Source organism: Aeromicrobium sp. 9AM (assembly GCF_902506105.1).
GTDB lineage: Bacteria > Actinomycetota > Actinomycetes > Propionibacteriales > Nocardioidaceae > Aeromicrobium.
This window is the reverse complement of sequence record NZ_LR733304.1, coordinates 2,721,643-2,747,595: the sequence shown is the minus strand read 5'-3', so window position 1 is coordinate 2,747,595 and position 25,953 is coordinate 2,721,643. Positions and strand designations below refer to the sequence as shown.

Here is a 25,953-nt window from a genome sequence, read left to right as displayed (position 1 = left end):
CGTCACGGGTTGATGCTGCTGCAGAGCGCCTTGAAGTCGTCACCCTCGGCCTTGCTGAACGCGCTCTTGTCGAACCAGCCCTGGTCCTGCACGTAGAACTCGTCGGCGTGGTCGCCGGACTCGTCCTTCAGTCTTTTGGTGCTGAGGTACGTGGCGGCCTGGCCGCGTGAGGTCTTCACAAGCAGGCGGACCGTGCGGTAGTCGCGCCAGTCGAATCCCTTGGGGAGCGGCGATGTCGCCTGCAGGCCGTCCGGGGTCGTACCGACGCTCAGCTCGTCGAGCGACGGGATGCCTGACCCCGGTTTGGGAGGCTTGGCGGGCAGCTCCGCCGAGGGGGTGAAACCAGGCGCCCGCAGCACGAGCCGGAGGGGGTCCTCGTCGTCCTCGTCCTTGACGAATCCCAGCTCGATCTCGACGACGTCGCGGCACGGCCCGCCGAACCAGATGTCCAGGTCGCCCTCGGCGGACTGCTGGAACCCGGCGCCCCGCGGGGTGATCGGATCGCTCTTGGGATCGCACGCCCCGAGTCCCAGGAGCAGGCCGAGTGCGGCGACGGTCACCGCCGCGCGGATGGGGCGGCGCCGCATCTGGGTCAGTACCCGCCGTCGGTCAGGCCGGCGTCTGACTCGTACGCGTTGTCCTTGCCCTCGGCGGTGTGCGGGATGGGTGCCTGGAACGGGCCCCACCCCTTCATGTCCCAGTCGACCGACTCGTTGAGATAGCTCGCGATGAACCCGGCGTACCCCTCGCGGGCCCACTGCTGGGAGTGCCGCTCCTCGTGGTGCAGCAGCCGGTCGAGGTCGAGGCTGCTGTCGGAGTACGGCTCGCCGTCGCTGTCCGCGTAGTTGGCCAGCCCGGACTGGATGACCGACCGGAGCGCCTCGTGGCTGTCGTCCGGGTCGTCGATGTTCAGCATGAAGATGTCGCCGAACGTCGTGCCGCCGTTGGAGCTGTAGACGTCCTGCAGGCCGTTGCCGCCCAGGCCCATCAGCATGCCGTTCGGCGTGGTGGCGAGCCGGCCGCCGTTGCCGTTGACGAACCCGACGTCCTGGCCGTAGCTGAACCAGTCGTTCTCGCCCTGCCGGTCCTTGATGCGCTGGATCTCGTCGGAGGAGTACGGCGTCTCGGCGAAGTCGCGTGAGCTGTCGGCCGTGCCGTAGTCGGTGCCGGCATTGAGGATGTACGTCATGAGCACGGCCTTGCGGGCGTCGTCGCCGCTGATGTCGGTCGGCAGGATGAAGAATGACTTGCCGTCGCGGTCCTTGACCTCCTCGAGCCCGTCCAGCACCTCGAAGTCGTCCGGCCGGATGTCGTGCTCGCGGGCGATCTCGACGATGTCGTCGATCGAGACGCCTCGGGCCGTCGCGTTCTGCAGCCACTTCAGGTAGTAGCCGCCAGGGTCCGGTCCCGTGAGCAGACCCTCCTCGCGCAGCCGGGCGATCGTGTCCTTGACGATGAACACGTACGCGGCCTGCTTGTCGGACTCCGTCAGCACGAGCGTCGGGAAGAACGACGCGGCGGCCAGCGGCATCAGGCCCTGCCGGATGAACTGGCGGACCTCCTCGTCGGTCGGCCCGGTCTTGAGCTTGGCGGCGACCTCGTCGGCGGCCGTGTCGAGAGCCTCCTCGGCCTTGGCGTAGCGCGGCTGCAGGTTGGCCTTGAACCCCGACTGCAGGTCGGCCAGCTTGATGTCGCCGCTGCGGACGTCGGGGTCGTGCTGCGCGGCGAAGACCGACGACCGGTAGGACTCGTTGATCTCGTTGACCGCGGCGTCGAACGTGTCGACGTCGCCGGCGAACTCGCGTGTGCACGCCGCAGCGAACTGCGCCTTGCCGCCGAGCCGGATCGCCACCTCGTACGGGACGTGCGGGCTGGCCGCGATGTCGGTCGTGATGTCGCCCTCGGTCGACTCGAGGATCTGCTTCTCGTCGCCCTTGAGGTCCTCGGCCAGCACGCCGAGCTGTGACGCGTGGGTGTCGACGGGGTCGACCGCCGCGCGGATCGAGTCGCCGGTGACACCGGCATACGTGTCGCCGTAGTACGCAAACGGTCCTGGCGTACGAGCCACCATGTCTTCGCCCCCTCAGACGCCCTGCCGGTGACGACACCTTAGCCCGGAACGGACCGCACCGTGCGGGAGTGGCAGCCGGTGTCAGGCGGTCTGCTCGACCACTTCTGACGCCAGCCAGGCGGCGACGCCTCGCGCGGCAGAGCGGCCGGCGCGATTGGCGCCGATCGTGCTCGCGGACGGCCCGTAGCCGACCAGCTGGATGCGGGGATCGGCGACCGCGGTGGTCCCGTCGAGCTGGATGCCGCCGCGTGGGCTGCGCAGCTGCAGGGGTCCGAGGTGCTCGATCGCCGGCCTGAAGCCGGTCGCCCAAAGGATCACGTCGACGTGCTCGAACTCCCCGCTGGCCCAGCGCACGCCGTCGGGCTCGATGCGGCTGAACATGGGCCTGCGCTCGTACGCACCGAGGCGCTCGGCCTCGCGTTCCTGCGGCCGGAGCATCAGCCCGGTCACGCTCACGACGCTGCGGGGCGGCAGCCCCTGGCGTACGCGCTCCTCGACCCGAGCCACGACCTCGCGGCCGATCTCGGGGGTGAACTCGTCTGTGCGCCACACCGGCTCGCGCCGGGTGACCCAGATCGTGTCGGTCAGCGGCCGGAGCGCGCCGAGGAACTGCACCGCCGACGCGCCACCACCGACGACGAGCACCCGCTTGCCCCGGAAGTGCTCCGGTCCGGGGTAGTCGACGGTGTGCAGCTGCTCGCCGGCGAAGGTCTCGGCGCCCGGGTAGTACGGGATGAACGGCCTCGTCCAGGTGCCGGTCGCGTTGACGAGCGTACGGCTGAGCCACGTGCCGTTGGCGCTCTCGACCCGGAGCAGCCCGTCGTGATCGCCGACTCGCTGGACCTTCACAGGCCGGACGACGGGCAGGTCGTGCGTACGTTCGTAGTCCGCGAAGTACGCCGGCACGAACGCGTTGGCCCGCTCCGTGTCGGCGGCGTCGGGGATCGGGTCGTCAGGCAGGTCCGAGACGCGATGCACGTCGCTCATCGTGAGCGCGTCCCAACGGTGCTGCCACGCGCCGCCCGGGTGCGCGTTGGAGTCGAGGAGCACGTGCGCGATGCCGCGCTTCTTGAGGTGGTACGACGACGACAGGCCGGCCTGCCCGCCACCGATCACCACCGAGTCAAAGATCTCCACACCATGCAGAACGCCCAGGACCGAACAGGTATGCCCACCTCGAGAACTGGTTTCGAGGCTCCGGCCGCGGACGGCCTTCGCACCTCAACCAGCAGGCCGACTCCGGTGGTTGAGGTGCGGAGCGAGTTCTGCGAGCGCAGCCTCGAAACCACCTCAACCAGCGGCGTCCTATGCGGCTTGCTCCTCGGACGCCGACGCCTCGTCGATCGTGTTGTCGATGACGCGGACGATCAGCTCCGGGTCGTCGACCATCGGCACGTGACCGCAGTGCGGCAGTGCGACGTGCCGCGCGTCCGGGAGGCGCTCCTGCGCGAGACCCGACTGGCCATAGACCAGCACCTGGTCGCGGGTGGCCCACGCGACGGTCGTCGGGACGTCGACCGTGCTCGTGAACTGATAGGTGAACCCGGCCTTGAACGTCGGGAAGAACGCCGAGCCGTTGCGCAGCGCCAGCGCGTCGCCGACGAAGTCCTCGACCGTGATCCGGTCACCGTTGACGTACAGGGTGCGTCCGATGAGGCGCCGGCCCGCTGCGCTGCGGAGCGCCGGGCGGACGACCGCGAGCGGCAGGTACGACGACAGCTTGAGCAGGATCAGGGCGAACAGGGCGATGAGCCGGTCGCCGACGTTGCGGAAGAATCCTGCCGGGCTCAGCGCGGTGACCGAACGGGCCATCCCGCGGGCGCCCATCTCGAGTGCGATCGCGCCGCCGAGCGAGTTGCCGACGACGTGCGGCTGGGAGACGCCCCACTCCTCGAGGTTCTCGCCGATGATGCGGCACGCGTTGTCCATGTTGTAGGCGGTGCCGTCCGGATAGGGCTCGGACTCGCCGAACCCGGCGAGGTCGATCGCGATGACGTCGTACGACTCGGCGAGGCGGTCGATGACCGGGTCCCAGGCCTGTCGCCGGTGCCCGATGCCATGGATCAGCAGAAGGGGTTCACCGGATCCCTTGCGGGTGTACGCGAGACGAGTCGTCATGCAGCAGTCCTTTCACGAACGTGACATTGATGATGACACATACCCATACCTCCGGTATGTAACGGGGGTCACTTGCAACCGTGACAGTGCCACTGTCACAATCGGCCGTGTGACCAACCCACGCTCCGGCCCGCTGCACGGCGTACGTGTCGTCGAGCTCGTCGGCATCGGTCCCGGACCGTTCGCCGGCATGCTGCTCGCCGACCTCGGCGCCGAGGTGATCCGCATCGACCGGCCCGGCGGCGCCGGACTGGTGGTGCCGACTGCGCAGGACGTGCTGAGCCGCGGCCGGCCGTCCGTCGCGCTCAACCTCAAGGACCCCCGCGCTGTCGAGGTCGTGCTCGAGCTCGTCGAGCGGGCCGACATCCTGATCGAGGGATTCCGGCCGGGGGTGACCGAGCGGCTCGGACTCGGGCCGGAGGCCTGCCACGCGCGCAACCCGAAGCTCGTCTACGGACGCATCACCGGCTGGGGCCAGGACGGGCCGCTGTCGCAGACCGCCGGCCACGACGTCAACTACATCTCCGTCGCCGGCGCGCTGGACCCGATCGGCCGGGCCGGCGGACCCCCGCAGATCCCGCTCAACCTGCTCGGCGACTTCGCCGGCGGCTCGATGTACCTCGTCACCGGCGTGCTCGCGGCCCTGACCCACGCGCGTACGACGGGCGAGGGGCAGGTCGTCGACGCGGCCATCACCGACGGCGCGGCCCACCTGCTCGCGATGCAGCTGTCGATGCAGGCAGCGGGCCTCTGGACCACCGAGCGCGGCACCAACCTGCTCGACACGGGCGCGCCCTACTACGACGTCTACGAGACCTCGGACGGCCGGTGGATGTCGGTCGGCGCCCTCGAGCCACGGTTCTACGAGGTTCTCGTCGGCGTCCTGGGACTCGACGACCCGCCCGATCGCAACGACATCGGCCAGTGGCCCGAGCTCCGCAAGGTGCTGGCCGAGACATTCGCCTCGAGGACGCAGGCCGAGTGGGCCGCGCTCTTCGACGGGACCGACGCATGCGTCGCCCCCGTCATCCCGATGCACGAGGCGGCCGAGCACCCGCACAACGCCGCCCGTGGGACGTACGTCGAGGAAGGCGGCGTGACCCAGCCCGCTCCGGCGCCCCGGTTCTCCGGGACCCCCACGACGCTGACCACACCCCCGGCTAGGCCGGGCGCCAACACCACCGAGGCGCTCGCCGCCTGGGGCATCAACGACATCGACCAGCTCATCGCCGACGGCGTCGCCGTCCAGGCCGACTGACCAGAGGGAATCATGCAACGAGACATTTTCGAGGCCGACCACGAGGCGTTCCGCGAGACCGTGCGGACGTTCTGCGAGAAGGAGATCGCTCCTCACCACGACCAGTGGGAGAAGGACGGCATCGTGCCGCGCGAGCTCTGGACCAAGGCGGGCGAGCTCGGCCTGCTCGGCTTCATGATGCCCGAGGAGTACGGCGGCGGCGGGATCAACGACTTCCGCTTCAACGCGGTGCTCGACGAGGAGATCATCCGCATCGGCGCCAGCGGCGTCGGCTTCGTCCTGCACACCGATCTCGTGTCGGGCTACCTCCTGTCGTACGCGACGGAGGAGCAGAAGCAGCGCTGGCTGCCGAAGTTCTGCAGCGGCGAGATGATCACGGCGATCGCGATGACCGAGCCCGGCACAGGCTCGGACCTGCAGAACATCCAGACCACGGCGGTGCGCGACGGCGACCACTACGTCGTCAACGGCGCCAAGACGTTCATCTCCAACGGCATCCTCGCGGACCTCGTGATAGTCGCGGTCAAGACGGACCCCGACGCCGGCGCGATGGGCGTCTCGCTGATCGTGCTGGAGCGCGGCATGGAGGGCTTCGAGCGGGGCCGCAACCTCGACAAGATGGGGCTCAAGGCGCAGGACACCGCCGAGCTGTTCTTCGACGACGTACGCGTGCCGGTGACCAACCTCCTCGGCGAGGAGGGCCAGGGCTTCATCTACCTCATGGAGAAGCTGCCGCAGGAGCGCCTCGCGATCTCCGTCGGCGCGATGGCCGCGACCCGCGCGATCCTCGACATGACGCTCGACTACGTCAAGGAGCGCAAGGCGTTCGGCAAGCCCATCGGCTCGTTCCAGAACTCGCGCTTCGTGCTCGCCGAGCTCGAGACTGAGATGCAGATCGGCCAGGCGTTCGTCGACAAGAGCATCGTCGCGCTGAGCAAGGGCGAGCTGACGATCGAGGAAGCCGCGATGGGCAAGTGGTGGACCACCGAGCTGCAGAACAAGGCGGCGGCCAAGTGCCTGCAGCTGCACGGCGGCTACGGCTACATGACCGAGTACCCGATCTCCAAGGCGTACACCGACAGCCGGATCCAGACGATCTACGGCGGCACGACCGAGATCATGAAGGAGATCATCGGCCGCACGATGGGGCTTTAGCGAGCCCGCCTGGTTTCGAGGCTGCGCTCGCAGAGCTCGCTCCGCACCTCAACCACCTACGGAGTCTCAGCTGCCTTCGGTGCGGCGGCGGATCGTCTCGCGCTTGGCCTCGTCGACTGCGGTCTCGTACGCCGTGACGAGCGCCTGGATCGTGAGCGGCTTGAAGCGCTCGACGAGGGCCGTGATGTCCTCGGCCGTACGCCCTGAGGACCGCAGCTGCGGCCACCACAGGGTGCGGAAGACCTCGGTGATCTCCTCGGCCACGGCCTTGCCGGCGGCGTCGAAGATGCGCCGCGAGGCGTGTGCGACCTCGATCGGCATGTCCGTCTCGATGAACTGGATGCCGACCGCGAGGTGCGCCGGTGCGACGCGGAAGACGTCCTCGGTCGGCGTCGGCTCGAGCACGCCGAGGGCGATCAGCATTTCGAGGGCGTGGTCGTCGAGCTCGCGGCCCGCCCGCAGCTCGAGCGCCTCGCGGCTGAGCTCCTCGGGCCGGTCGGCCATCCAGGGCGCGAGCAACGTGCGGTGCAGCGCCACCTGCTCGGGGGTCGCGTCCGACGGGATGTTCTCGAGATAGCCCTCGATCGCGGAGAGGGTGAATCCGTGCGCCTGCAGCTCGCGGACGAGCTCGAGCCGGGCGAGGTGGTCGGGGCCGTAGTAGCCGTTGCGACCCTCGCGACGGGGCGGCGGGATGAGCCCGCGGCCGGCGTAGAAACGTACGGTCCGCACCGACATGCCCACCCGTGACGAGAGCTGCTCGACGCTCATCTCGGCGGGTGCGGTGTCCATGGTGCAGAGACTATGCCACGGAAACCGGACGTGATGCGGCCCACAGGACCGTCGCTAGAACTTTGACAGTGCTGGTGTCACAATCGAGGTTGTCACGCTGCTGACACGTCTTTCACCTGAATTCTGCGAGGACCCGCTATGACCGAGGCTTATGTCTACGACGCCATCCGCACCCCGCGAGGGCGCGGCAAGAAGACCGGATCGCTGCACGAGGTCAAGCCGATCTCGCTGATCACGGGCCTGATCGAGGAGATCCAGAAGCGCAACCCCTCGCTGGATCCCCAGGGCGTCGACGACGTCGTCCTCGGTGTCGTCTCGCCGGTCGGCGACCAGGGCGCCGACATCGCCAAGACCGCCGCGCTCGCCGCGGGACTGCCCGACACGGTCGCCGGCGTCCAGCTCAACCGCTTCTGCGCCTCGGGTCTCGAGGCGGTCAACCAGGCCGCCGGTCGCATCCGCTCCGGCTGGGAGGACCTGATCTTCGCCGGTGGCGTCGAGTCGATGAGCCGCGTGCCGATGGGCACCGACGGTGGCGCCTGGGCGATGGACCCGCGTACGGCGTTCGACACCGCGTTCGTTCCGCAGGGCATCGGCGCCGACCTGATCGCGACGATCGAGGGCTACAGCCGTACGGACGTCGACACGTTCGCCGCCGAGTCGCAGGCGCGTGCCGCCAAGGCGATCGCCAACGGCTACTTCGCCAAGTCGGTCATCCCGGTCAAGGACGCCAACGGCCTGACGATCCTCGACCACGACGAGTTCGTCCGCGAGGGCACGACGGCCGAGAGCCTCGCCGGCCTGCCCGCCTCGTTCGCGCAGATCGGCGACATGGGTGGCTTCGACTCGGTAGCGCTGGAGAAGTACCACGACATCGAGCGCATCAACCACGTCCACCACGCCGGCAACTCCTCGGGCATCGTCGACGGCGCCGCGCTCGTCGCGATCGGCAGCGAGGCGGCCGGCAAGCGCCACGGCCTGACGCCGCGAGCGCGCATCGTCTCGGCGGCGGTCTCTGGTGCCGACCCGACGATCATGCTGACCGGTCCCGCGCCGGCGTGCCGCAAGGCGCTCGACAAGGCCGGCCTCACGGTCGACGACGTCGACCTGCTCGAGATCAACGAGGCCTTTGCCGCCGTCGCGATGCGACTCATGAAGGACCTCGACTTCCCGCACGAACGCACCAACGTCAACGGCGGCTCGATCGCGATGGGCCACCCGCTCGGCGCGACCGGCGCCATGATCCTCGGCACCCTCATCGACGAGCTCGAGCGCCGCGACCTGCGCTACGGCCTCGCCACGCTCTGCGTCGGCGGCGGCATGGGCATCGCGACCGTCGTCGAACGAATCTGAAACGGACTAGGACACCTACATGACCAGCACCACTGAAGCCGTCCGCTACGAGCTCGTCGACGGGATCGTCAACCTGATCCTCGACGACCCCAGCCAGGGCGCCAACACGATGAACCAGGCGTACGCCGACTCGATGGCCAAGGCCGTCGACCAGCTCGCCACCGACATCGCGGCCGACGCCGATGCGATCAACGGCGTCATCGTCTCCTCGGCGAAGAAGACCTTCTTCGCCGGCGGTGACCTCAAGCTCATGACGCAGTCCAAGCCCGAGGACGCCCCCGCGTTGTTCGAGAACGTCGAGCGCATCAAGGCGACGCTGCGCAAGCTCGAGACGATCGGCAAGCCCGTCGTCGCTGCCATCAACGGCGCTGCCCTCGGCGGCGGCCTCGAGATCGCGCTGGCGACGCACCACCGCATCGCGGTCGACGGCGGCTACGAGATCGGCCTGCCCGAGGTGACCCTCGGCCTGCTGCCCGGCGGCGGTGGCGTCACGCGTACGGTCCGCATGTTCGGCATCCAGGACGCGCTGATGGGCATCCTGCTCCAGGGTCCGCGCATGAAGCCGGCGCAGGCCAAGGACAAGGGCCTCGTCGACGAGATCGTGCCGACGCAGGACGAGCTCATCCCTGCCGCGAAGGCATGGATCGAGGCCAACGCCGGCAACGAGGAGGCTGCCACGCAGCCGTGGGACCGCAAGGGCTACCGCCTGCCCGGCGGCACCCCGTCGACGCCCAAGCTCGCCGCGTTCCTGCCGGCGTTCCCCGCCAACCTGCGCAAGCAGATCAAGGGCGCTGACTACAAGGCTCCGCGCAACATCATGAGCGCCGCGATCGAGGGCGCCCAGGTCGACTTCGACACGGCGTCGCGCATCGAGTCGCGCTACCTCGTCGAGCTCCTCGTCGGCCAGCAGTTCAAGAACATGACGCAGGCGTTCTTCTTCGACCTCGGCGCGATCAACGCCGGTGGGTCGCGTCCTGCGGGCATCGAGCCCAAGAAGTTCACCAAGGTCGCCGTGCTCGGCGCCGGCATGATGGGCGCCGGCATCGCGTACGTCTCGGCCAAGGCCGGCATGGAGGTCGTCCTCAAGGACGTCAGCCTCGAGGCCGCGGAGAAGGGCAAGGCGTACAGCGAGAAGCTCCTCGACAAGCAGCTCGAGAAGGGCCGCATCACGCAGGAGAAGAAGGACGCCTTCCTGGCTCGCATCACGCCGACCGCCGACTACGCCGACCTCAAGGGCTGCGACCTGGTCGTAGAGGCGGTGTTCGAGTCGGTCGAGCTCAAGCACTCGGTGTTCGCCGAGCTCGAGCCCGTCGTCAACCCCGACGCGCTGCTCGGCTCCAACACCTCGACGCTGCCGATCACGGGCCTCGCCGAGGGTGTCACGCGTCCCGAGGACTTCATCGGCATCCACTTCTTCTCGCCGGTCGACAAGATGCCGCTGGTCGAGATCATCGCCGGTGCCAAGACCAACGACGAGACGATCGCGCACGCGCTCGACTACGTCCAGGCGATCAAGAAGACGCCGATCGTCGTCAACGACAGCCGCGGCTTCTTCACCAGCCGCGTCATCGGGCACTACATCAACGAGGGTCTCGGCATGCTCGCCGAGGGCGTCAACCCGGTCTCGATCGACCGTGCCGCGACCCAGTCGGGCTACCCGACCGGACCGATCCAGATCAGCGACGAGCTCAACCTCGAGCTGATGAAGAAGATCCGTGTCGCGTCGCAGAAGGCCGTCGAGGACGAGGGCGGCACCTGGGTGCGTACGGCATCCGAGGACGTCATCGACACCATGATCGAGCTGGGCCGGACGAGCCGTCTCGTCGGCAAGGGCTTCTTCGACTACGACGAGAACGGCAAGCGCGCGGCCCTGTGGCCGGGACTCGCCGAGCACTTCCCCGTCGCCGCCGAGCAGCCTGACTTCCAGGACCTCAAGGACCGTCTGGTGTTCGTCATGTCGCTCGACACCGTGCGCTGCCTCGAGGAGGGCGTGCTGCGTACGGTCGCGGACGCCAACATCGGCTCGATCTTCGGCATCGGCTTCCCGCCCCTGCTGGGTGGCGCGCTGCAGTACATCAACGGCTACGAGGCCCCCGACGGCCGCATCGGCATCGAGGCGTTCACCGAGCGGGCGCAGGAGCTGGCCGCGAAGTACGGCGAGCGCTTCGAGCCCCCCGCGCTGCTGCTGGACAAGGCCAAGAACGGCGAGCGATTCGCCTGAGGTCGAGCGAGCTCTGCGAGCGAAGGGTCGCGAGCCGACAACGCAGCGCTGGAGCACCACAGAACACCCCGGTCACCGACCGGGGTGTTCTGCTGTCTGCGGACGAGGTTTGACATCAACCGCAATTGAGGTTGGAGCATGGGTCGGGCGGCGCGGCAGGAATTCGGCGAAAAGTGTCGGTCGTCCCTGCTATTCCTAGTAGGAACAACGCGATAGGCTCGAACCTCACTTTCTGTGGAAGGAACACCATGTCTGCTCCGGCAGTCGAGGCAATAGACCTCGTCAAACGATTCGGCGACAACGCCGCCGTCGACGGCGTCAGTTTCGTCGTGCCCGAGGGCAGTGTGCTCGGGTTGTTGGGCCCCAACGGTGCCGGCAAGACCACGACAGTGCGCATGCTCACGACCCTGAGCGTCCCCACGAGCGGCACGGGCCGCGTGGCCGGCCACGACATCCGCAAGGAGCCAGACGCCGTGCGCCGCAGCATGGGTCTGACGGGACAGGCTGCGACGGTCGACGAGTTCCTGACGGCCCGCGAGAACCTCAAGCTGATCGGCAGCCTCTACGGCCTGCCGAAGAAGTACATTGCCGAGACCTCCGACGAGCTGCTCGAGCGGTTCTCGCTGACCGAGGCCGCTGACCGCACGGCCAAGACCTACTCGGGTGGCATGCGGCGACGGCTCGACCTGGCGGTCAGCCTGATCGCCGCCCCGCCCGTGCTGTTCCTCGACGAGCCGACGACGGGTCTCGACCCGCGCAGCCGGTCGGAGCTGTGGGAGGTCCTGCGAGGACTGGTCCGGGATGGGACGACGCTGCTCCTGACGACGCAATACCTCGAGGAGGCCGACAACCTGGCCGACGAGATCATCGTGATCGACAAGGGCAGGATCATCGCGGCCGGCACCCCGACGCAGCTGAAGGATCAGGCCGGAGCGGCCAGCGTAGTGGTGACGTTGACCAACGCCTCCGACCTCGACGCGGCCGAGCGACTCATCCGTACGTGTTCGGACGAGGTCCACGTCGATCCGATCGCGCGGCGTCTCACCGCCAAGGCGGCCGGCCTCGGCGACATGTCACGGATCGGCCAGGTCTTCGAGGAGAGCGGGATCCCCGTCGACGACCTGGGACTGAAGAGACCGAGCCTTGACGACGTGTTCCTGCACCTCACCGGCCACAAGGCCGAGTCCACCGACGAGACCGAGACCATGGAAGAGGCGCGCTCATGACGACCGAGACCGTCCGACCGACGATCAACCCGCCATCGCTCGCCCGGGCCTCGATGGTCGTGGTCTGGCGCAACCTCATCCACATCAAGCGCATGCCCGAGATGCTCATGGACGTCACGGTCCAGCCGATCATGTTCGTGCTCCTCTTCGCCTATGTCTTCGGCGCCTCGATCGCGATTCCGGGCTCCAACTACCGCGAGTTCCTGTTGCCCGGCATCATGGCGCAGACGATCGTGTTCTCCGCGATGATCGTGGCGATCGGCCTGACGAACGACCTCGAGAAGGGCATCGTCGACCGGTTCAAGTCGCTGCCGATCTCACGGGCGTCGGTGCTGATCGGCCGGAGCATCGCAAGCCTCATCCACTCGAGCATCGGCATCGCGGTCATGGCGGTCACCGGCCTGTTGATCGGCTGGCGTATCCGCAACGGCGTGGTCGACGGCGTCATGGCCTTCCTGCTGATCCTGCTGTTCGGCTTCGCGATGATCTGGCTCGGCATCTTGGTCGGCTCGCTGCTCAAGACGACCGAGGCCGTTCAAGGGGTCATGTTCACCGTCATGTTCCCGCTGACCTTCCTCGCCAACACGTTCGCGCCCACGGCCAAGATGCCGTCGTGGTTGCGCTTCATCGCCGAGTGGAATCCCATCTCTTCGCTGACCCAGGCCTGCCGCAACCTCTGGGGCAACGGAGATCCTGCCGCGGCGAGCGCGGCCTGGCCGCTGCACCACCCGGTGGGGGTGTCGATCGCCTGGTCGATCGTGCTCACTGCGATCTTCGCGCCACTGGCCCTGCGGGCGTTCAAGCAGCGCTCCAAGGACTGACCCCGGCCCGTGACCTTGCCCACGTGGCGAGGTAAGCCATGCCTAAGTTAGGGTGACCTGAGGTCCCCCTGACGAAAGGCCTGTCCGTGTCCTACGTACGTCGTGTGGCGGGCGGAGCGATCGCCGCTCTGCTCGCCACCACACTTCTCGCCGCCTGCGGCACGAGCGAGCCGAATGACGATGCCGCGAAGAGTGGGCCCTGGTCCTTCGTGTCCGGCAACGGCAAGACCGTCACGCTCGACGCCACCCCCAAACGCATCATCGCCAGCGGCGCCGAGGCCGCGGCACTGATCTCCTTCGGCATCAAGCCGGTCGGCATCTATGCGACGGGGCCGGTCAAGGACGATCCCAACCTCAAGGATCTCGACCTGTCAGGCATCACGATCCTGGGCCAGACGTGGGGTCAGATCGATGTGGAGAAGGCCGCGTCGCTCAAGCCCGACCTGATCGTCGCCGACTGGTGGCCGGCCGAGAAGGCCTACAGCGGATTCGAGTCGGGCGTGAAGGCGTCGAGCAAGAAGCTGCTCGACCTCGCACCGGTCGTCGGCATCGCCCAGGGTGACTCGATCGAGAAGCTGGCGCAGGGCTACGAGAAGCTGGCAGTCTCGCTCGGCGCCGACGTCAAGGATCCCAAGATCGCCGCCGACAAGAAGTCCTTCGAGTCCGCTAAGGCCGCGTTCGAGAAGGCCGTCAAGGCCAAGCCCGGCCTGACGGTGCTGGCCGTGTCGCCGTCCGATGACCTGCTGTATGTCGCCAACCCGAAGTACGCGCCCGAGCTGCTCGACTTCCAGCGCTGGGGCCTGGACGTCATCAACCCGGACAAGCCGGACAAGGGCTTCCCCTACTGGGAGAACCTCAGCTGGGAGAACGCCGACAAGTACCAGCCCGACCTGCTGCTGATCGACGACCGGGCATACGCGTCGACCCTCAAGCAGGGTGAGAAGCAGCCGACCTGGAACAACATCAAGGCGGCCAAGGCCAAGGCGTACGTGCCGTGGCCGGCCTACTGGATGCACACCTACGGTGAGTACGCCGACCAGCTGACCCAGCTCACCGCGGCGATCCAGAAGGCCGACCCCGACCTGACATGACGCTGCTCGAGACGTCCGCGCCCCGGCTGGAGACCGCGCCCCGGCACCGCCCCGGCGCCGGGCTGGTCGCGGGACTGGTCGTGCTGATCGGCGTCCTCCTGGTGGTCTGCTTCTTCAGCATCACGCTCGGCTCGCGCGGTGTCGGCGTGCCGACGATCTGGAAGGCGTTCACCGACTTCGACCCTGCGTCGGCCTCCGAGACGGTCATCCGCGAGATGCGGGTGCCGCGCACGCTCATCGGCATCCTCGCCGGCGCGGCGTTGGGCGTCAGCGGCGCGATCCTCCAGGGAGTGACCCGCAACCCGCTCGCGGATCCGGGCATCATGGGCATCAACGCCGGCGCGGCGGCGTTCATCGTGTTCGGCATCATGGTCGTCGGTGTCCAGGGCATCGGCGGGTACGTCTGGCTGGCCTTCCTCGGCGCGGGCGTCGCGACCGTCACGGTCTACGGCATCGCCTCGTTCGGGCGTGAAGGGGCGACGCCGGTCAAGCTGGCCCTCGCCGGCGCTGCGGTCACGGCGATCCTGTCGTCGCTCACCTCGGCGATCGTCATGACCAACGCCGACGCGCTCAACGAGCTGCGCTTCTGGCAGGTGGGCTCACTGGCCGGCCGCTACATGCCGGTGTTCTGGCAGACGGCGCCCTTCATCGTGCTGGGCCTGTTCGTGGCGATGCTCACCGGGCGTGCGCTCAACGGTCTCGCGCTCGGCGAGGATCTCGCGCTGGCGCTCGGGCAGCGGCTCCGGCGTACGCGGCTCGTCATGTTCGTGACGGTCGCGGTGCTGTGCGGAGCCGCCACCGCCGCCTGCGGGCCCATCGTCTTCGTCGGCCTCGTGGTGCCGCACCTCGCCCGGTTCATCTGCGGCCCCGACTATCGCTGGATCCTGCCCTACTCCCTGGTGCTGACGCCGATCGTGCTGCTCGGCGCCGACATCATCGGCCGCCTCGTGGTGTCGCCCGGTGAGCTGCAGGTCGGCGTCGTGCTGGGCGTCCTCGGCGCACCGGCCTTCATCGCGCTGGTGCGCTACCGAAGCCTGGCGGAGCTGTGACGGCGGTCGTTGCCGGACGTCGTACGCGCCGGCGCCGCGCAGGCACGGTGACGGTCGCGCTCGCGGTCGTCGCGTTCGCGCTCTTCGTCCTCACGATGATGGTCGGCAGCTTCTACGTGTCGGCGTGGGACGTCATCACCTCGGCGTTCCACCTGCGCGACGAGCCGTCGGTCGACTTCATCGTGCGCGACCTGCGGCTGCCCACCGCCACGGCGGCGCTGGCGGTCGGGTTCGCGCTGGGGGTGTCGGGGATGCTGTTCCAGAAGCTGCTCGGCAACCCCCTCGCGTCGCCGGACTTCGTGGGCATCTCCTCGGGCGCGAGCCTGTTCGCCGTGTCGTCGATCATCCTGCTCGGCGCGGGCAGCGCGATGGTGTCCGCCTCGGCGCTCGCCGGTGCACTGGTCAGTGCCGTCCTGATCTACCTGCTGGCCTGGCGCGACGGCATCTCGGGCTACCGGTTCATCCTGATCGGTATCGGACTGTCGGAGTTCATGCTCTCGATCATCGGCTACCTCGTGGCGCATGCCGAGCTGTACGAGGCGCGGCAGGCCATGACCTGGCTCGTCGGCACGGTCGGCCAGGCCGGTTCGACCGAGCTGCGCACGCTGCTCGTCGCGCTGGTGGTGCTCGTGCCGGTCGCGCTGCTGCTGCAACGACCGCTCCGCGTCCTCGAGCTGGGTGACGACACCGCCAACGCGCTGGGTGCGCGCGTCGAGCTGAGCCGACTGGCGTTGATCGCGGTCTCGATCGTCCTGATCGGCTTCGCCACGGCGGTAGCGGGTCCGGTCATGTTCGTCGCACTCATCGCCGGCCCGATCGCCCAGCGGATGGTCGGCCACAGCGGTGGCGGCATCATCGCGGCCGGACTGGTCGGCTCGATCATCGTGCTGGGCGCCGACCTGGTGGCCCAGCACGTCGTACCCGTGGCCCTGCCCACGGGTGTCATCACGGGCATCATCGGTGCCCCCTATCTGATCTGGCTCCTCGCCACCGTCAACCGGGAAGGACGCGGCGGATGACTCACGACCTGCGTGCCAAGAACCTCACGCTCGGCTATTCGGACGTCGACATCGTCCGCGACCTCGACGTGGTGATCCCTGACGGCCGGATCACCGTGATCGTCGGCGCGAACGCGTGCGGCAAGTCCACGTTGCTGCGCGGGCTGGCTCGCCTGCTGCGGCCACGCAGCGGCCAGGTGATCCTCGACGGCACCTCCGTGCACGACCTCAAGAGCGTCGAGGTCGCCAAGGTGCTCGGCCTGTTGCCGCAGTCTCCGGTCGCACCGGACGGCATCACGGTCGGTGACCTCGTGGGCCGCGGCCGCTACCCGCACCAGGGCTGGTTCCGTCAGTGGAGCTCCGAGGACGACCGCGCGGTCGCCGCCGCGCTGGAGGCCACCGGCACGGCAGACCTGGCGGACCGCAACATCGCCGAGCTCTCCGGAGGCCAGCGCCAACGGGTGTGGGTCGCGATGGCCCTCGCGCAGGACACCGACCTGCTGCTGCTGGACGAGCCGACGACCTTCCTCGACATCAACCACCAGGTCGAGCTGCTCGACCTGCTGACGGACCTCAACCGCGAGTCGGGCAAGACGATCGTCATCGTGCTGCACGACCTCAACCTCGCCTGCCGCTATGCCGACCACATCATCGCGATGAAGCAGGGCGCGATCCTCGCGGAGGGCCCACCCATCGACGTCATCGACTCGGCGGTCGTGACCGAGGTTTTCGGCCTGGCCTGCGAGGTCGTACCGGATCCGGTCAGCGGCACCCCGATGATCGTCCCGCGCGGTCGTCATCACGCCGCAAGGGAGACGGTCTCCGCGGCGTCCTAGGCGAGCGCCTGGTCGACCGCGTCGGCGTACGAGCCGTGCCATGCCGATCCGTGGCCCGGCAGGAGCACCTCGCCACTCAATGATCGCAGCGCCTCGAGCGACTGCCGGTTGGCCCCAGCGTCGTGCTGGAACATCGGGGCGACCATCTGCGGCCCGGTACGCGCGACGATGAGGTGACCCGTGATCAGCGCGTCGCCGGTGATCAGCACGCCGGCGTCCGGCAGGTGGTAGCAGGTGTGGCCGCTGGTGTGCCCCGGCGTCACGATCGGGACCGGGCGGCCCGGCACGTCGAGCGGGCCAGCGGCGAACGGCCTCGCCTCGGGCACCCCGGCCTTCGTCATGCCACCGGCCGACATGACGTACAGCGACCAACCGAGCACGCGCGGGCGCCACGACGCGGCGACGACCTGCAGCGGGGTCGCCTGCTCGAGGAAGTCCCGATGGGCGTGGCGGGCCTCGGTCTCCGACGTCAGCACCGGGACGTCGCGGCCGCTCAGCAGCTTCGGCAACGAGCCGATGTGGTCGACGTGCGCGTGCGTCACCAGCACCGCGGCGAGGTCGTCGAGCGTACGACCGACCTGCTCGATCGACGACAGGACTGCGTCGTGGTCTCCCGGGTAGCCGCCGTCGACCAACGTCAACGCATCGCCGTCGGTGAGCAGGGTCCAGTTGACGGCCTTGCTCTGCACGAAGTGGACCCCGTCGGCGACCTCCGTGACGGTGGGTGTGCTCATTCCACCGACGGTACGGTGCCGCCGTCGGTCGGCGCCTGCTTCAGGCCTCTTCCGAGGCGAGAGCTGCGATAGCCGTACAGGAAGTAGACGACGAACCCGATCAGCAGCCAGATGACGAATCGCACCCAGGTCTCGATCGACAGGTTCACCATGAGCCACGCGCACGACAGGATCGACAGGGCCGGGACCCACGGGACGGCCGGTACGCGGAACGGGCGATGCAGGTCGCCGCGCGTACGCCGCAGGATGATGACGCCGGCTGACACGAGGACGAACGCGAACAGGGTGCCGATGCTGACGAGCTTGGACAGCTCAGACAGCGGCACGACGCCGGCGAGCACGGCCACGAAGACGCCGGTGATGATCGTGATCCGGTACGGCGTGCCGAACCGCGGATGCACCTTGGCGAGGCCGATCGGCAGCAGGCCGTCGCGGGACATCGCGAACAGCACCCGTGCCTGGCCGAGCATCAGCACGAGGACGACCGTGGTGAGACCGGCGACGGCTCCGGTCGAGATGATCTTGGACGCCCAGCCGGCGCCGTTGGCGTCGAACGCCTCGGCCAAGGGGGCGGCGGTGTTCATGCGCTTGTCGCTGTACTTCAGCATCCCGGTGATGACGAACGACACCGCGACGTAGAGCGCTGTGCAGATCGCCAGCGACCCGAGGATGCCGCGGGGGACGTCGCGCTGCGGGTTCTTGGTCTCCTCGGCCGACGTCGCGACGATGTCGAACCCGATGTAGGCGAAGAACACGACCGACGCCGCGGCGATGATGCCGTACGCGCCGAAGGCCGTGGGGTCGACGCCGAAGATGCCCTGCAGCAGGGTCTGGTCCGCGCCCTTGCCGCCGGCGGCGGGCTCGGAGTCAGGGACGAAGGGCTTGTAGTTGGACCACTTGATGAAGAACAACCCGGCGATCACGACGAACGAGACCACCGTGACCTTGATGATCACGAGGGCGCCGGTGAACCGGCCCGACAGCTTGGTGCCCAGCACGCCGATGACCGTCAGTGCCAGCACGATCGCGATCGCACCGATGTCGGGCTTGGCGTCATCGCCGGCCAGCCAGGTCGGCAGGTCGAACAGGTCCTGCAGGTAGGCCGACCAGCCGCGGGCCACCACAGCGGCACCCAGCGCGAGCTCGAGCACGAGGTCCCAGCCGATGATCCAGGCGATGAACTCACCGAGCGTCGCGTACGAGAACGTGTACGCGCTGCCGGCCACCGGCACGGTCGAGGCGAACTCGGCATAGCAGAGCCCAGCGAGCCCGCACGCGATGCCGGCCACGATGAACGAGATGACGATCGACGGACCGGCGTTGAGGTGTGCCTGCTGGCCGGTCAGCACGAAGATGCCGGTGCCGATGACCACGCCGACGCCGAAGAACGTCAGGTCCCAGGCCGAGAGCTCCTTGCGGAGCTTGTGCTCCGGCTCGTCGGTCTCCTCGATCGAGCGTTCCACGGACTTGGTGCGGAAGAGGTCCATGGCCACCATCCTGTTGTCGACGGTTGGGTCGCGCAACCGCGGCAGGCGCTCAGCGCGTACGCACGTACCGGGCCCAGGCGAAGCAGAACAGCCCGAACGCCGCGAAGCCGATGGCGACCAGCGTCAGCAGATAGGGACCGTAAGGCTGGTCGCGTACGGTCTTGAGCGCGTCGTCGAGGCCGCCGGCCTTGTCCGGGTCGTACGAGAGCGCAGCCCAGCCGAACAGCACGCCGACGACGCCGATCGCGGCGCCCTTGCCGACGTACCCGACTCGTCCGAACAGCAGCACCGCCGAACCCGTGGAGCCGGTCGTGGCCCCTCCTTCGAGGTCGTGCGTGAAGTTGTCGCTGAGCCCGCGATGCACGTGCCGCGCGGCGATGACCAGGATCGTGATCCCGATCGCCGCGACGAGGACCCGGCCGGCCGGTGCTGACAGCAGGTCGGCCGTGAAGCCCTCGCCCTTGGCGTCCTGGCTCTTGCCGCCGCCCGAGCCGCCAGCAGTGCGGGCCGCGGAGAACCCGATGGCGGCGTAGACGACGGCGCGACCGACGGCGGCGAGACGCTTGGCCGCCCGCTTCTTGTCGTCGGACTCGGTCTGAAACCCCCACATCGCGGTCATGACCTGCCAGATCGTCAGCGCGACCAGCCCGGCCGCGACGACCCAGAGCAGGGCCTCGCCGAACGGCTCCTTGGCCACGGTCTGCAGGGCGCCCTGGCTGTCGGCCTTCCCGCCGCTGCTCCACGCGACCTGCAGCGCGAGCCACGCGATCAACAAGTGGACCAGGCCGAACGCGGCCAGGCCGACCCGCGCCGCTGCGCGCAACGTGTCGCTGTGCCGCGCCTGTTCGCCGGCTGCTTCGACGTCTCCCATGTCGCTCCCTCTCCCCGAGAGGATCGTCTCAGAGCTCCCGGGGTTCCGCGCGTTGAGCGACGTCGTCACGCTCGAGCGCCTCGGCCGCCTTGGCGATGTTCTTCTGCATCGAGCCGAAGATGATCCCGTGGAACGGGTAGATCGACCACCAGTAGAGGTGTCCCAACAGGCCCTTGGGGTGGAACAGGGCCCGGTGGTGGAACGTCGTCGTCCCCCCATCGGTCGAGCCGACCTGCAGCTCGAGCCAGGCGAGGCCGGGCAGCTTCATCTCGGCGCGGAGGCGCAGGAACGTACGGTCGTCGGTGTCCTCGACCCGCCAGAAGTCGAGTGCGTCACCCACCACGAGGTCCCGGTCGTTGCGCCGGCCGCGGCGCAGGCCCGGCCCGCCGACGGCCCGGTCGAGCAGACCGCGGATCCACCAGGCGAGCGCCCATGAGTACCAGCCGTTGCGGCCGCCGATGCCTTCGATGATTGTCCAGAGGTGCTCCGGGCTGGCGTGGACCTCGCGCGTGCGCTCGTCGGTGTAGAGCGACCCGCCGGCCCAGTCCGGGTCGGTCGGCAGCCCCTCGGCCGGCGCGCCGGCTGTCGCGGCGGACGACCAGCGGGTCGGCACGTCGAGGTCCTGGATCTTCGTGAGGGCGAGCTCCACCGAGCGGTCGAAGCCGATGAGGCCCTCCGGCGGGTCGGGCACGTACGTCTTGATGTCGGTCTCACCTGCGACGACGGTGTTGCGGAGCGACTCGACGAGCGGCCGCGCCAGGTTCGCCGGCACTGGCGTGATGAGGCCGACCCAGTGGCTCGAGAGTCCTGGTGACAGCACCGGCACCGGCAGCACGCGGCGCCTCGGCAGGCCGGCCACCGCGGCGTACCGCTGCATCATGTCGAAGTACGTCAGCACGTCGGGCCCGCCGATGTCGAAGCGCCGGTTGACGTCGGCGGGCAGGTCGGCGCACGCGACGAGGTAGCGCAGGACGTCGCGGATCGCGATGGGCTGGATGCGGGTGTGCACCCACTTCGGCGTCACCATGACCGGCAGTCGTTCGGTGAGGTAGCGCAGCATCTCGAACGACGCGGAGCCCGAGCCGATGACGACGCCGGCCTGCAGCACGGCGGTGGGCACGCCGGAGCCGAGCAGGATCTCGCCGACCTCCTCGCGGGATCGCAGGTGCTCCGACAGCTCTTCGTCCTTGGGCGACATGCCGCCGAGGAAGACGATGCGGCGAACGCCGGCCCGCTTGGCCTCGGTGGCGAATGTCTGGGCGATCCGGCTCTCGGTCGCGGCGAAGTCGGTGCCGGTCCCGATCGAGTGCAGCAGATAGTAGGCGACATCGACGCCTTCGAGCGCTGCCGCGACCTGACCTGCGTCGGTGGCATCTGCGGTGGCGATCTCGACGTCGGCGGCCCAGTCGTGCGCCTGGGCCTTGCGCTCGTCGCGGACCATCACGCGTACGTCATGACCTGCTTCGAGGAGCTGCGGGACGAGGCGGCCGCCGACATAGCCGGTGGCTCCGGTGACGAGACTGCGGGTGGCGGACACCCCTCCAGTCTTCGGGGGATGGCGCGATGCTGCACGCCGAAAAGCTAGGTCAGCAGGCGGATGCCGGCATCCTCGTACGCGAACCGGTTGGGGAACGCGTGCGGTGCCAGCGGATGTCCGGTGGGTCGGGCCTCGCCGGGGTCGCCCGGGCCGGCCGGGCACGGGCGTTCGTACCAGTCGTTGCGCCGCACCAGGCGGTCGTCGACGACCGTGCCGAGGTAGCGACCGTCACGATCGACCGCGTCGTGGTCCTCCCAGGGGAACCAGCCGATCCAGCGGCCATGCAGGTCGAAGACGTAGGGGTCTGTCCAGGTCCGTCGGAACGCGATGGGCTCGCCGTCCATGTCGAACAGATAGACGCTCATCCGAGATAGTCCTTCCAGTGCTTCTCCTTCGACCGTACGACTGTGCGCCTGCAATTGCGGGCATTTGTTGCGTGCCGGGAAAAAATGACTCGAAAGGACTAGGTACGCCCGAAGCCGCTCGTCGCCGTCCCGATGGACAACGTTCACCGGTGCGGGGTAGGACTTGGACATGAAGCTCAGCCGCGTGCTCGGTGGGGTCGGTCTTGCTGTCGGGGCAGTCGCGGTGCGCGACCTGACCCAGAAACGACACGCGTTGCTGCGCAACTATCCGGTGGTGGCGCACGCGCGCTACCTGCTGGAGACGATCGGCCCGGAGCTGCGCCAGTACATCGTCACCGGCAACGACGAGGAGCGGCCGTTCAGCCGCGACCAGCGCACGTGGATCTACGCGTCGTCGAAGCAGGAGAACAACTACTCCGGCTTCGGCACCGACAACGACATCGAGCACACGCCGGGCTACGCGATCATCAAGCACCGCACGTTCGCCGACTCGTTGCCGCACGACCACGCCGAGAAGGTCGGGCTGCCGAGCGCCAAGGTGATCGGTGGTCCGCGCGGGCGAGCCAAGGCCTTCCGCCCCGAGTCGCTGATCAACGTCTCGGGGATGAGCTTCGGCTCGATGTCGGGCAACGCGATCCAGGCGCTCAACCAGGGCGCCAAGCTGGCCGGCTGCATGCACAACACCGGTGAGGGTGGCCTCTCACCGCATCACCGGCAAGGCGGCGACATCGTGCTCCAGGTGGGCACGGCGTACTTCGGCTGCCGCAACGAGGACGGCACCTTCTCGCTCGACCGGCTCAAGGACGTCGTCGGGTCGGCGCCGGTCAGGGCGATCGAGATCAAGCTCTCGCAGGGCGCCAAGCCCGGGCTCGGTGGACTCCTGCCGGCGGCCAAGGTGACCCAGGAGATCAGCGAGATCCGTGGCATCCCGATGGGCAAGGACTGCGCGAGCCCGTCGCGCCACACGGCATTCACCGACGTCGACAGCCTCCTCGACTTCGTCGAGCTCGCCGCGACCGAGACGGGTGTGCCGGTCGGCATCAAGAGCGCCGTGGGGGAGATGGAGTTCTGGTACGAGCTGGTCAGGCTCATGGCCAAGGGCGACCGCGGCGTCGACTTCGTGACCGTCGACGGCGGCGAAGGCGGCACGGGTGCGTCGCCGCCGATCTTCGCCGACTCGATCGCGCTGCCGTTCCGCATGGGCTTCTCCCGCGTCTACGGGACGTTCGCCGAGGCCGGGCTGACCGACGACGTCACGTTCATCGGCTCGGGCAAGCTCGGTCTGATCGACAACGCGATCGTCGCGTTCGCCCTCGGCGCCGACATGGTCAACGTCGCGCGCGAGGCGATGATGTCGATCGGCTGCATCCAGTCGCAGAAGTGCCACACCGACAGGTGCCCCACCGGCGTGGCGACCCAGGATCCGTGGCTGGCGCACGGGCTCGATCCGACGCTGAAGTCGGAGCGGTGCGCGCAATACATTCGTACGTTCCGCAAGGAGATGGTCAAGGTCTCCGAGTCGGTCGGCGTCGCGCACCCCGGGCTGATCACCGCTGACGACGTCGACATCATGTGCGGCGACTACGAGGCACGATCGCTGCGCTCGGTGTACGGCTACAAGGACGGCTGGGGTGAGCTGGGCAGCTCGCTCGCCGACCAGATCACCGAGCTGATGGCGCCGGGCGGCTCGCGTCCCGAGACCCGCTCGATCGAGGAGGGCGAGGGCGAGAAGCCGCAGGGACAGGACCTGACCACTGGCATCACGTGATTGCCAAGGGTGCGGAGGGCCGGGAGTAGCGTCGGGGTATGGCTACTGAGACCGAGCGATCCGTTGAGCTGACCCGCACCGGCAAGGCCCGGTTCCGGGCGACCAACGTCCGGGGCAAGACGTTGGACTTCGGCGAGGGCAATGACGATGACTTCACGCCGATCGAGCTGCTGCTGGCGGGCATCGCCGGGTGCAGCGCGATCGACGTCGACTACCTCGTCGGCAAGCGGGTCGACCCCGAGTCGTTCGATGTCTCAATCCGTGCCGACAAGATCCGCGACGACCTCGGCAACCGGCTGACCAACATCCGGGTGTCGTTCGACGTGACGTTCCCCGAGGGTGACGACGGCGACCGGGCCAAGGAGAGCCTGCCGCGGGCCGTCGCCCAGTCGCACGACCGGTTGTGCACCGTCACCCGCACGGTCATCGTCGGTACGCCCGTGGAGTCAGAGGTCGTCGCGCACTGAGCTGACGGCCGACATCCACGACGGCCGGCGGATCAGGCAGAACGGGTGACCGGCCGGATCGGCGTACACGTCACCCTCGAGGTGCCGGGCGCCCAACGCCACGACCTCCGGGCCGGAGGCTGAGGGATCGTCGACCGCGACGTCGACGTGCACCTGCTGACCGACGATCGGGTCGGGCCACGTCGGTTCCACGTGGTTGGGTGCCCGTTGGAACGCGATGCCGGACGTCGTGTCGTCGACCGACACCACGACGAAGTCACCGTCGTCGTACGTGACCGGCTGGCCCAGCAGCGCAGACCAGAACGCCGCCGAACCCTGAGGGTCGGCGGCGTCCAGGATGATGTGGTGGAGCCGGCCGATCATGCGGCCAGCGTACGACTCACCTGCCGTCGAAGGCATCCTGAAGAGCCTGCAGGTCGAGGCGCTTCATCTGCATCATGGCGGCCTGGGCCCGGCCGGCCTTCTCGCGGTCGGGATCGCCCAGGAGCTGCATCAGCAGCGTCGGGACGATCTGCCAGGAGAGGCCGAATGCGTCGACGAGCCAGCCGCACGGACCCTGCTCGCCGCCACCCTGGATCAGCGCGTCGGAGATCTGGTCGACCTCGTCCTGCGTCTCGACGCTGACCGCCAATGAGAACGCCTCGGTGAGCTTGTGGTCGGGCCCGCCGTTCATGAGCGTCAACGTCGTGCCCTGGAGGCGGATCGTCGCGATGAACAGGTTGCCGTCGTGCAGCCGGTTCTCGTCGACGAGCTCGGCGTCGTCGAACACCTTGAGGTAGCGCTCGATGGCCTGTTCGGCGTTGTCGTCGAACCACAGGAACGGGGTGATCGTGGTCATGACGCGTCACCGTCGGTGGGCGTGTTGCGGAAGTGCGCCGGCGTGGCGAGCAGGGCGTCGAGCTTGTAGAACGACTGGCTCCAGCCCAGCTCGCTCATCTCGCGCATCTGCTCGGGGAACGGTCCCTGGCGGAGCTCGAGGCGGGTGCCGTCGCCCTCGGGGATGAACTCGATCGACAGCGACATCTGCGTGCCGTCCTCGATGCCGGGGATCGACTCGGCCGTCTCGTAGCCGACGATGAGCTGGTTCTCCACGACCTCGGTGAACGTCGCGTTGATCGGCGCCCGCCACTCGGGGTTGTCCTTGCCGACCATCGTCAGCTTCCAGTGACCACCGGGCCGTACGTCGACGTCGACGGTGTCGATCGGGACCACGAACATCAGCGGTCCGAACCACTGGGCCAGCTGCTCGGGATCGGTGAATGCGCGATAGACGAGCTCGGGGGCGGCGTCGAAGTAGCGCGAGATGTTGACCTCGTAAGTCGTTTCAGTCATCGGTCGATTCCTCTTCCTTGTCGGTGTCCGTGGGGTTGTCCTGCAGTGCCTTCATGGCGGCGAGATGCGCGTCGAGACGAGAGAAGCGGTCGTCCCACAGGTGGCTGAGATGTTCCATCCACGTTGTCGCCTCCTTGAGCGGCGCAGCCTCGAGGCTGTTCGTCCGCCACTGCGCTCGCTTGTCCCGGCTGATCAGGCCGGCGGTCTCGAGCACCTTGAGGTGTCGTGAGATCGCCGGGAGGCTGATCGGGAACGGGTCGGCGAGCTCGGTGACGGTGGCATCGCCCTGCCCGAGCCGCGTGAGGATGTCACGCCGCGTCGGGTCAGCGAGTGCCGAGAACACCTTGCTGAGCTGATCGGTTGCCATGCATTTAACGTAAAGGTTAATTAACCAGTACGTCAAGTACGA

Annotated in this window: 26 protein-coding genes; 12 read left to right on the top strand and 14 right to left on the bottom strand. The window is 68.4% G+C overall.

Features of this window, described 5'->3' with window-relative positions; translation table 11 throughout:
• Positions 1 to 2: 2 nt before the first annotated feature.
• The 4 genes from BOSE46_RS20015 to BOSE46_RS20000 all read right to left on the bottom strand — a co-directional run bounded on the left by BOSE46_RS20015 (position 3) and on the right by BOSE46_RS20000 (position 4,189).
• A complete protein-coding gene (locus BOSE46_RS20015; protein WP_159542073.1) occupies positions 3 to 587 on the bottom strand; it encodes a hypothetical protein in 585 nt (194 codons plus the stop codon).
• 5 nt (positions 588 to 592) lie between these two features.
• Positions 593 to 2,071, bottom strand: coding sequence for a hypothetical protein (locus BOSE46_RS20010; protein WP_201299691.1), 1,479 nt, complete (start codon positions 2,069 to 2,071; stop codon positions 593 to 595).
• Between the two features lie 81 nt (positions 2,072 to 2,152).
• On the bottom strand, positions 2,153 to 3,208 hold the full coding sequence (locus BOSE46_RS20005) for an NAD(P)-binding domain-containing protein (RefSeq protein ID WP_159542071.1): 1,056 nt from the start codon (positions 3,206 to 3,208) through the stop codon (positions 2,153 to 2,155).
• 168 nt (positions 3,209 to 3,376) lie between these two features.
• Positions 3,377 to 4,189: an alpha/beta fold hydrolase gene (locus BOSE46_RS20000; RefSeq protein WP_159542069.1), complete on the bottom strand. Its 813-nt coding sequence runs from the start codon at positions 4,187 to 4,189 to the stop codon at positions 3,377 to 3,379.
• Between the two features lie 109 nt (positions 4,190 to 4,298).
• Between BOSE46_RS20000 and BOSE46_RS19995 the strand changes: the two genes are divergently transcribed.
• Together BOSE46_RS19995 and BOSE46_RS19990 are read left to right on the top strand one after the other, a co-directional pair.
• Positions 4,299 to 5,447 carry a CaiB/BaiF CoA-transferase family protein gene (locus tag BOSE46_RS19995; RefSeq protein WP_236551819.1) on the top strand — a complete coding sequence of 383 codons (1,149 nt, stop codon included), beginning with the start codon at positions 4,299 to 4,301 and terminating at the stop codon, positions 5,445 to 5,447.
• A 12-nt stretch (positions 5,448 to 5,459) separates the two neighbouring features.
• The gene (locus BOSE46_RS19990; protein ID WP_159542065.1) at positions 5,460 to 6,602 is read left to right on the top strand and encodes an acyl-CoA dehydrogenase family protein; all 1,143 of its coding nucleotides are present in this window, start codon (positions 5,460 to 5,462) and stop codon (positions 6,600 to 6,602) included.
• Positions 6,603 to 6,668: 66 nt separating this feature from the next.
• Here the strand turns inward: BOSE46_RS19990 and BOSE46_RS19985 are convergent, their stop codons facing one another.
• Positions 6,669 to 7,391 (bottom strand): MerR family transcriptional regulator, encoded by a 723-nt coding sequence (locus BOSE46_RS19985; protein ID WP_159542063.1) that lies wholly within the window; start codon positions 7,389 to 7,391, stop codon positions 6,669 to 6,671.
• A 138-nt stretch (positions 7,392 to 7,529) separates the two neighbouring features.
• Here BOSE46_RS19985 and BOSE46_RS19980 point away from each other — a divergent pair, with 138 nt between their 5' ends.
• The 8 genes from BOSE46_RS19980 (at position 7,530) to BOSE46_RS19945 (ending at position 16,983) form a co-directional block, all read left to right on the top strand.
• A complete protein-coding gene (locus BOSE46_RS19980; protein WP_159542061.1) occupies positions 7,530 to 8,741 on the top strand; it encodes an acetyl-CoA C-acetyltransferase in 1,212 nt (403 codons plus the stop codon).
• A gap of 19 nt (positions 8,742 to 8,760) precedes the next feature.
• Positions 8,761 to 10,962 carry a 3-hydroxyacyl-CoA dehydrogenase NAD-binding domain-containing protein gene (locus BOSE46_RS19975; protein ID WP_159542059.1) on the top strand — a complete coding sequence of 734 codons (2,202 nt, stop codon included), beginning with the start codon at positions 8,761 to 8,763 and terminating at the stop codon, positions 10,960 to 10,962.
• A gap of 248 nt (positions 10,963 to 11,210) precedes the next feature.
• Positions 11,211 to 12,188: an ATP-binding cassette domain-containing protein gene (locus tag BOSE46_RS19970; protein ID WP_159542057.1), complete on the top strand. Its 978-nt coding sequence runs from the start codon at positions 11,211 to 11,213 to the stop codon at positions 12,186 to 12,188.
• Positions 12,185 to 13,009: an ABC transporter permease gene (locus BOSE46_RS19965; RefSeq protein ID WP_159542055.1), complete on the top strand. Its 825-nt coding sequence runs from the start codon at positions 12,185 to 12,187 to the stop codon at positions 13,007 to 13,009. Before BOSE46_RS19970 ends, BOSE46_RS19965 begins: the two co-directional genes overlap by 4 nt.
• 86 nt (positions 13,010 to 13,095) lie before the next feature.
• Entirely contained in the window at positions 13,096 to 14,100 is a 1,005-nt protein-coding gene (locus tag BOSE46_RS19960; RefSeq protein WP_159542053.1) for an ABC transporter substrate-binding protein, read from the top strand.
• On the top strand, positions 14,097 to 15,149 hold the full coding sequence (locus BOSE46_RS19955; protein WP_159542051.1) for an iron ABC transporter permease: 1,053 nt from the start codon (positions 14,097 to 14,099) through the stop codon (positions 15,147 to 15,149). The genes BOSE46_RS19960 and BOSE46_RS19955 overlap by 4 nt, the downstream gene beginning before the upstream one ends.
• Positions 15,146 to 16,168: an iron chelate uptake ABC transporter family permease subunit gene (locus BOSE46_RS19950; protein ID WP_236551818.1), complete on the top strand. Its 1,023-nt coding sequence runs from the start codon at positions 15,146 to 15,148 to the stop codon at positions 16,166 to 16,168. The genes BOSE46_RS19955 and BOSE46_RS19950 overlap by 4 nt, the downstream gene beginning before the upstream one ends.
• The gene (locus BOSE46_RS19945; protein WP_159542049.1) at positions 16,165 to 16,983 is read left to right on the top strand and encodes an ABC transporter ATP-binding protein; all 819 of its coding nucleotides are present in this window, start codon (positions 16,165 to 16,167) and stop codon (positions 16,981 to 16,983) included. The genes BOSE46_RS19950 and BOSE46_RS19945 overlap by 4 nt, the downstream gene beginning before the upstream one ends.
• Here the strand turns inward: BOSE46_RS19945 and BOSE46_RS19940 are convergent.
• Genes BOSE46_RS19940 through BOSE46_RS19920 form a run of 5 tightly spaced genes read right to left on the bottom strand, consistent with a single transcriptional unit; the run spans position 16,980 to position 21,977 of the window.
• Positions 16,980 to 17,717: an MBL fold metallo-hydrolase gene (locus tag BOSE46_RS19940; RefSeq protein ID WP_159542047.1), complete on the bottom strand. Its 738-nt coding sequence runs from the start codon at positions 17,715 to 17,717 to the stop codon at positions 16,980 to 16,982. The two genes, BOSE46_RS19945 and BOSE46_RS19940, sit on opposite strands and share 4 nt — an antisense overlap.
• Positions 17,714 to 19,204, bottom strand: a complete 1,491-nt coding sequence (locus tag BOSE46_RS19935) for an amino acid permease (protein WP_159542045.1) — start codon at positions 19,202 to 19,204, stop codon at positions 17,714 to 17,716. Before BOSE46_RS19935 ends, BOSE46_RS19940 begins: the two co-directional genes overlap by 4 nt.
• A 49-nt stretch (positions 19,205 to 19,253) precedes the next feature.
• Positions 19,254 to 20,075, bottom strand: a complete 822-nt coding sequence (locus tag BOSE46_RS19930; protein ID WP_159542043.1) for a DUF1206 domain-containing protein — start codon at positions 20,073 to 20,075, stop codon at positions 19,254 to 19,256.
• Positions 20,076 to 20,103: 28 nt separating this feature from the next.
• On the bottom strand, positions 20,104 to 21,612 hold the full coding sequence (locus BOSE46_RS19925) for an SDR family oxidoreductase (protein WP_159542041.1): 1,509 nt from the start codon (positions 21,610 to 21,612) through the stop codon (positions 20,104 to 20,106).
• Between the two features lie 44 nt (positions 21,613 to 21,656).
• Positions 21,657 to 21,977, bottom strand: a complete 321-nt coding sequence (locus tag BOSE46_RS19920; protein ID WP_159542039.1) for a 4-fold beta flower protein — start codon at positions 21,975 to 21,977, stop codon at positions 21,657 to 21,659.
• Positions 21,978 to 22,146: 169 nt separating this feature from the next.
• Here BOSE46_RS19920 and BOSE46_RS19915 point away from each other — a divergent pair, with 169 nt between their 5' ends.
• Entirely contained in the window at positions 22,147 to 23,745 is a 1,599-nt protein-coding gene (locus tag BOSE46_RS19915) for an FMN-binding glutamate synthase family protein (protein WP_159542037.1), read from the top strand.
• A gap of 38 nt (positions 23,746 to 23,783) precedes the next feature.
• The gene (locus BOSE46_RS19910; RefSeq protein WP_159542035.1) at positions 23,784 to 24,212 is read left to right on the top strand and encodes an OsmC family protein; all 429 of its coding nucleotides are present in this window, start codon (positions 23,784 to 23,786) and stop codon (positions 24,210 to 24,212) included.
• On the opposite strand, the gene BOSE46_RS19905 is transcribed toward BOSE46_RS19910, so the two are convergent.
• The 4 genes from BOSE46_RS19905 to BOSE46_RS19890 are packed head-to-tail and all read right to left on the bottom strand — an operon-like array spanning position 24,192 to position 25,911.
• Positions 24,192 to 24,575 (bottom strand): VOC family protein, encoded by a 384-nt coding sequence (locus BOSE46_RS19905; RefSeq protein ID WP_159542033.1) that lies wholly within the window; start codon positions 24,573 to 24,575, stop codon positions 24,192 to 24,194. The genes BOSE46_RS19910 and BOSE46_RS19905 overlap by 21 nt on opposite strands.
• 16 nt (positions 24,576 to 24,591) lie before the next feature.
• The gene (locus BOSE46_RS19900) at positions 24,592 to 25,050 is read right to left on the bottom strand and encodes a VOC family protein (RefSeq protein WP_159542031.1); all 459 of its coding nucleotides are present in this window, start codon (positions 25,048 to 25,050) and stop codon (positions 24,592 to 24,594) included.
• Positions 25,047 to 25,544 carry an SRPBCC domain-containing protein gene (locus tag BOSE46_RS19895; protein WP_159542029.1) on the bottom strand — a complete coding sequence of 166 codons (498 nt, stop codon included), beginning with the start codon at positions 25,542 to 25,544 and terminating at the stop codon, positions 25,047 to 25,049. The genes BOSE46_RS19900 and BOSE46_RS19895 overlap by 4 nt, the downstream gene beginning before the upstream one ends.
• On the bottom strand, positions 25,537 to 25,911 hold the full coding sequence (locus BOSE46_RS19890) for a helix-turn-helix transcriptional regulator (RefSeq protein ID WP_159542027.1): 375 nt from the start codon (positions 25,909 to 25,911) through the stop codon (positions 25,537 to 25,539). The genes BOSE46_RS19895 and BOSE46_RS19890 overlap by 8 nt, the downstream gene beginning before the upstream one ends.
• Positions 25,912 to 25,953 lie beyond the last annotated feature (42 nt).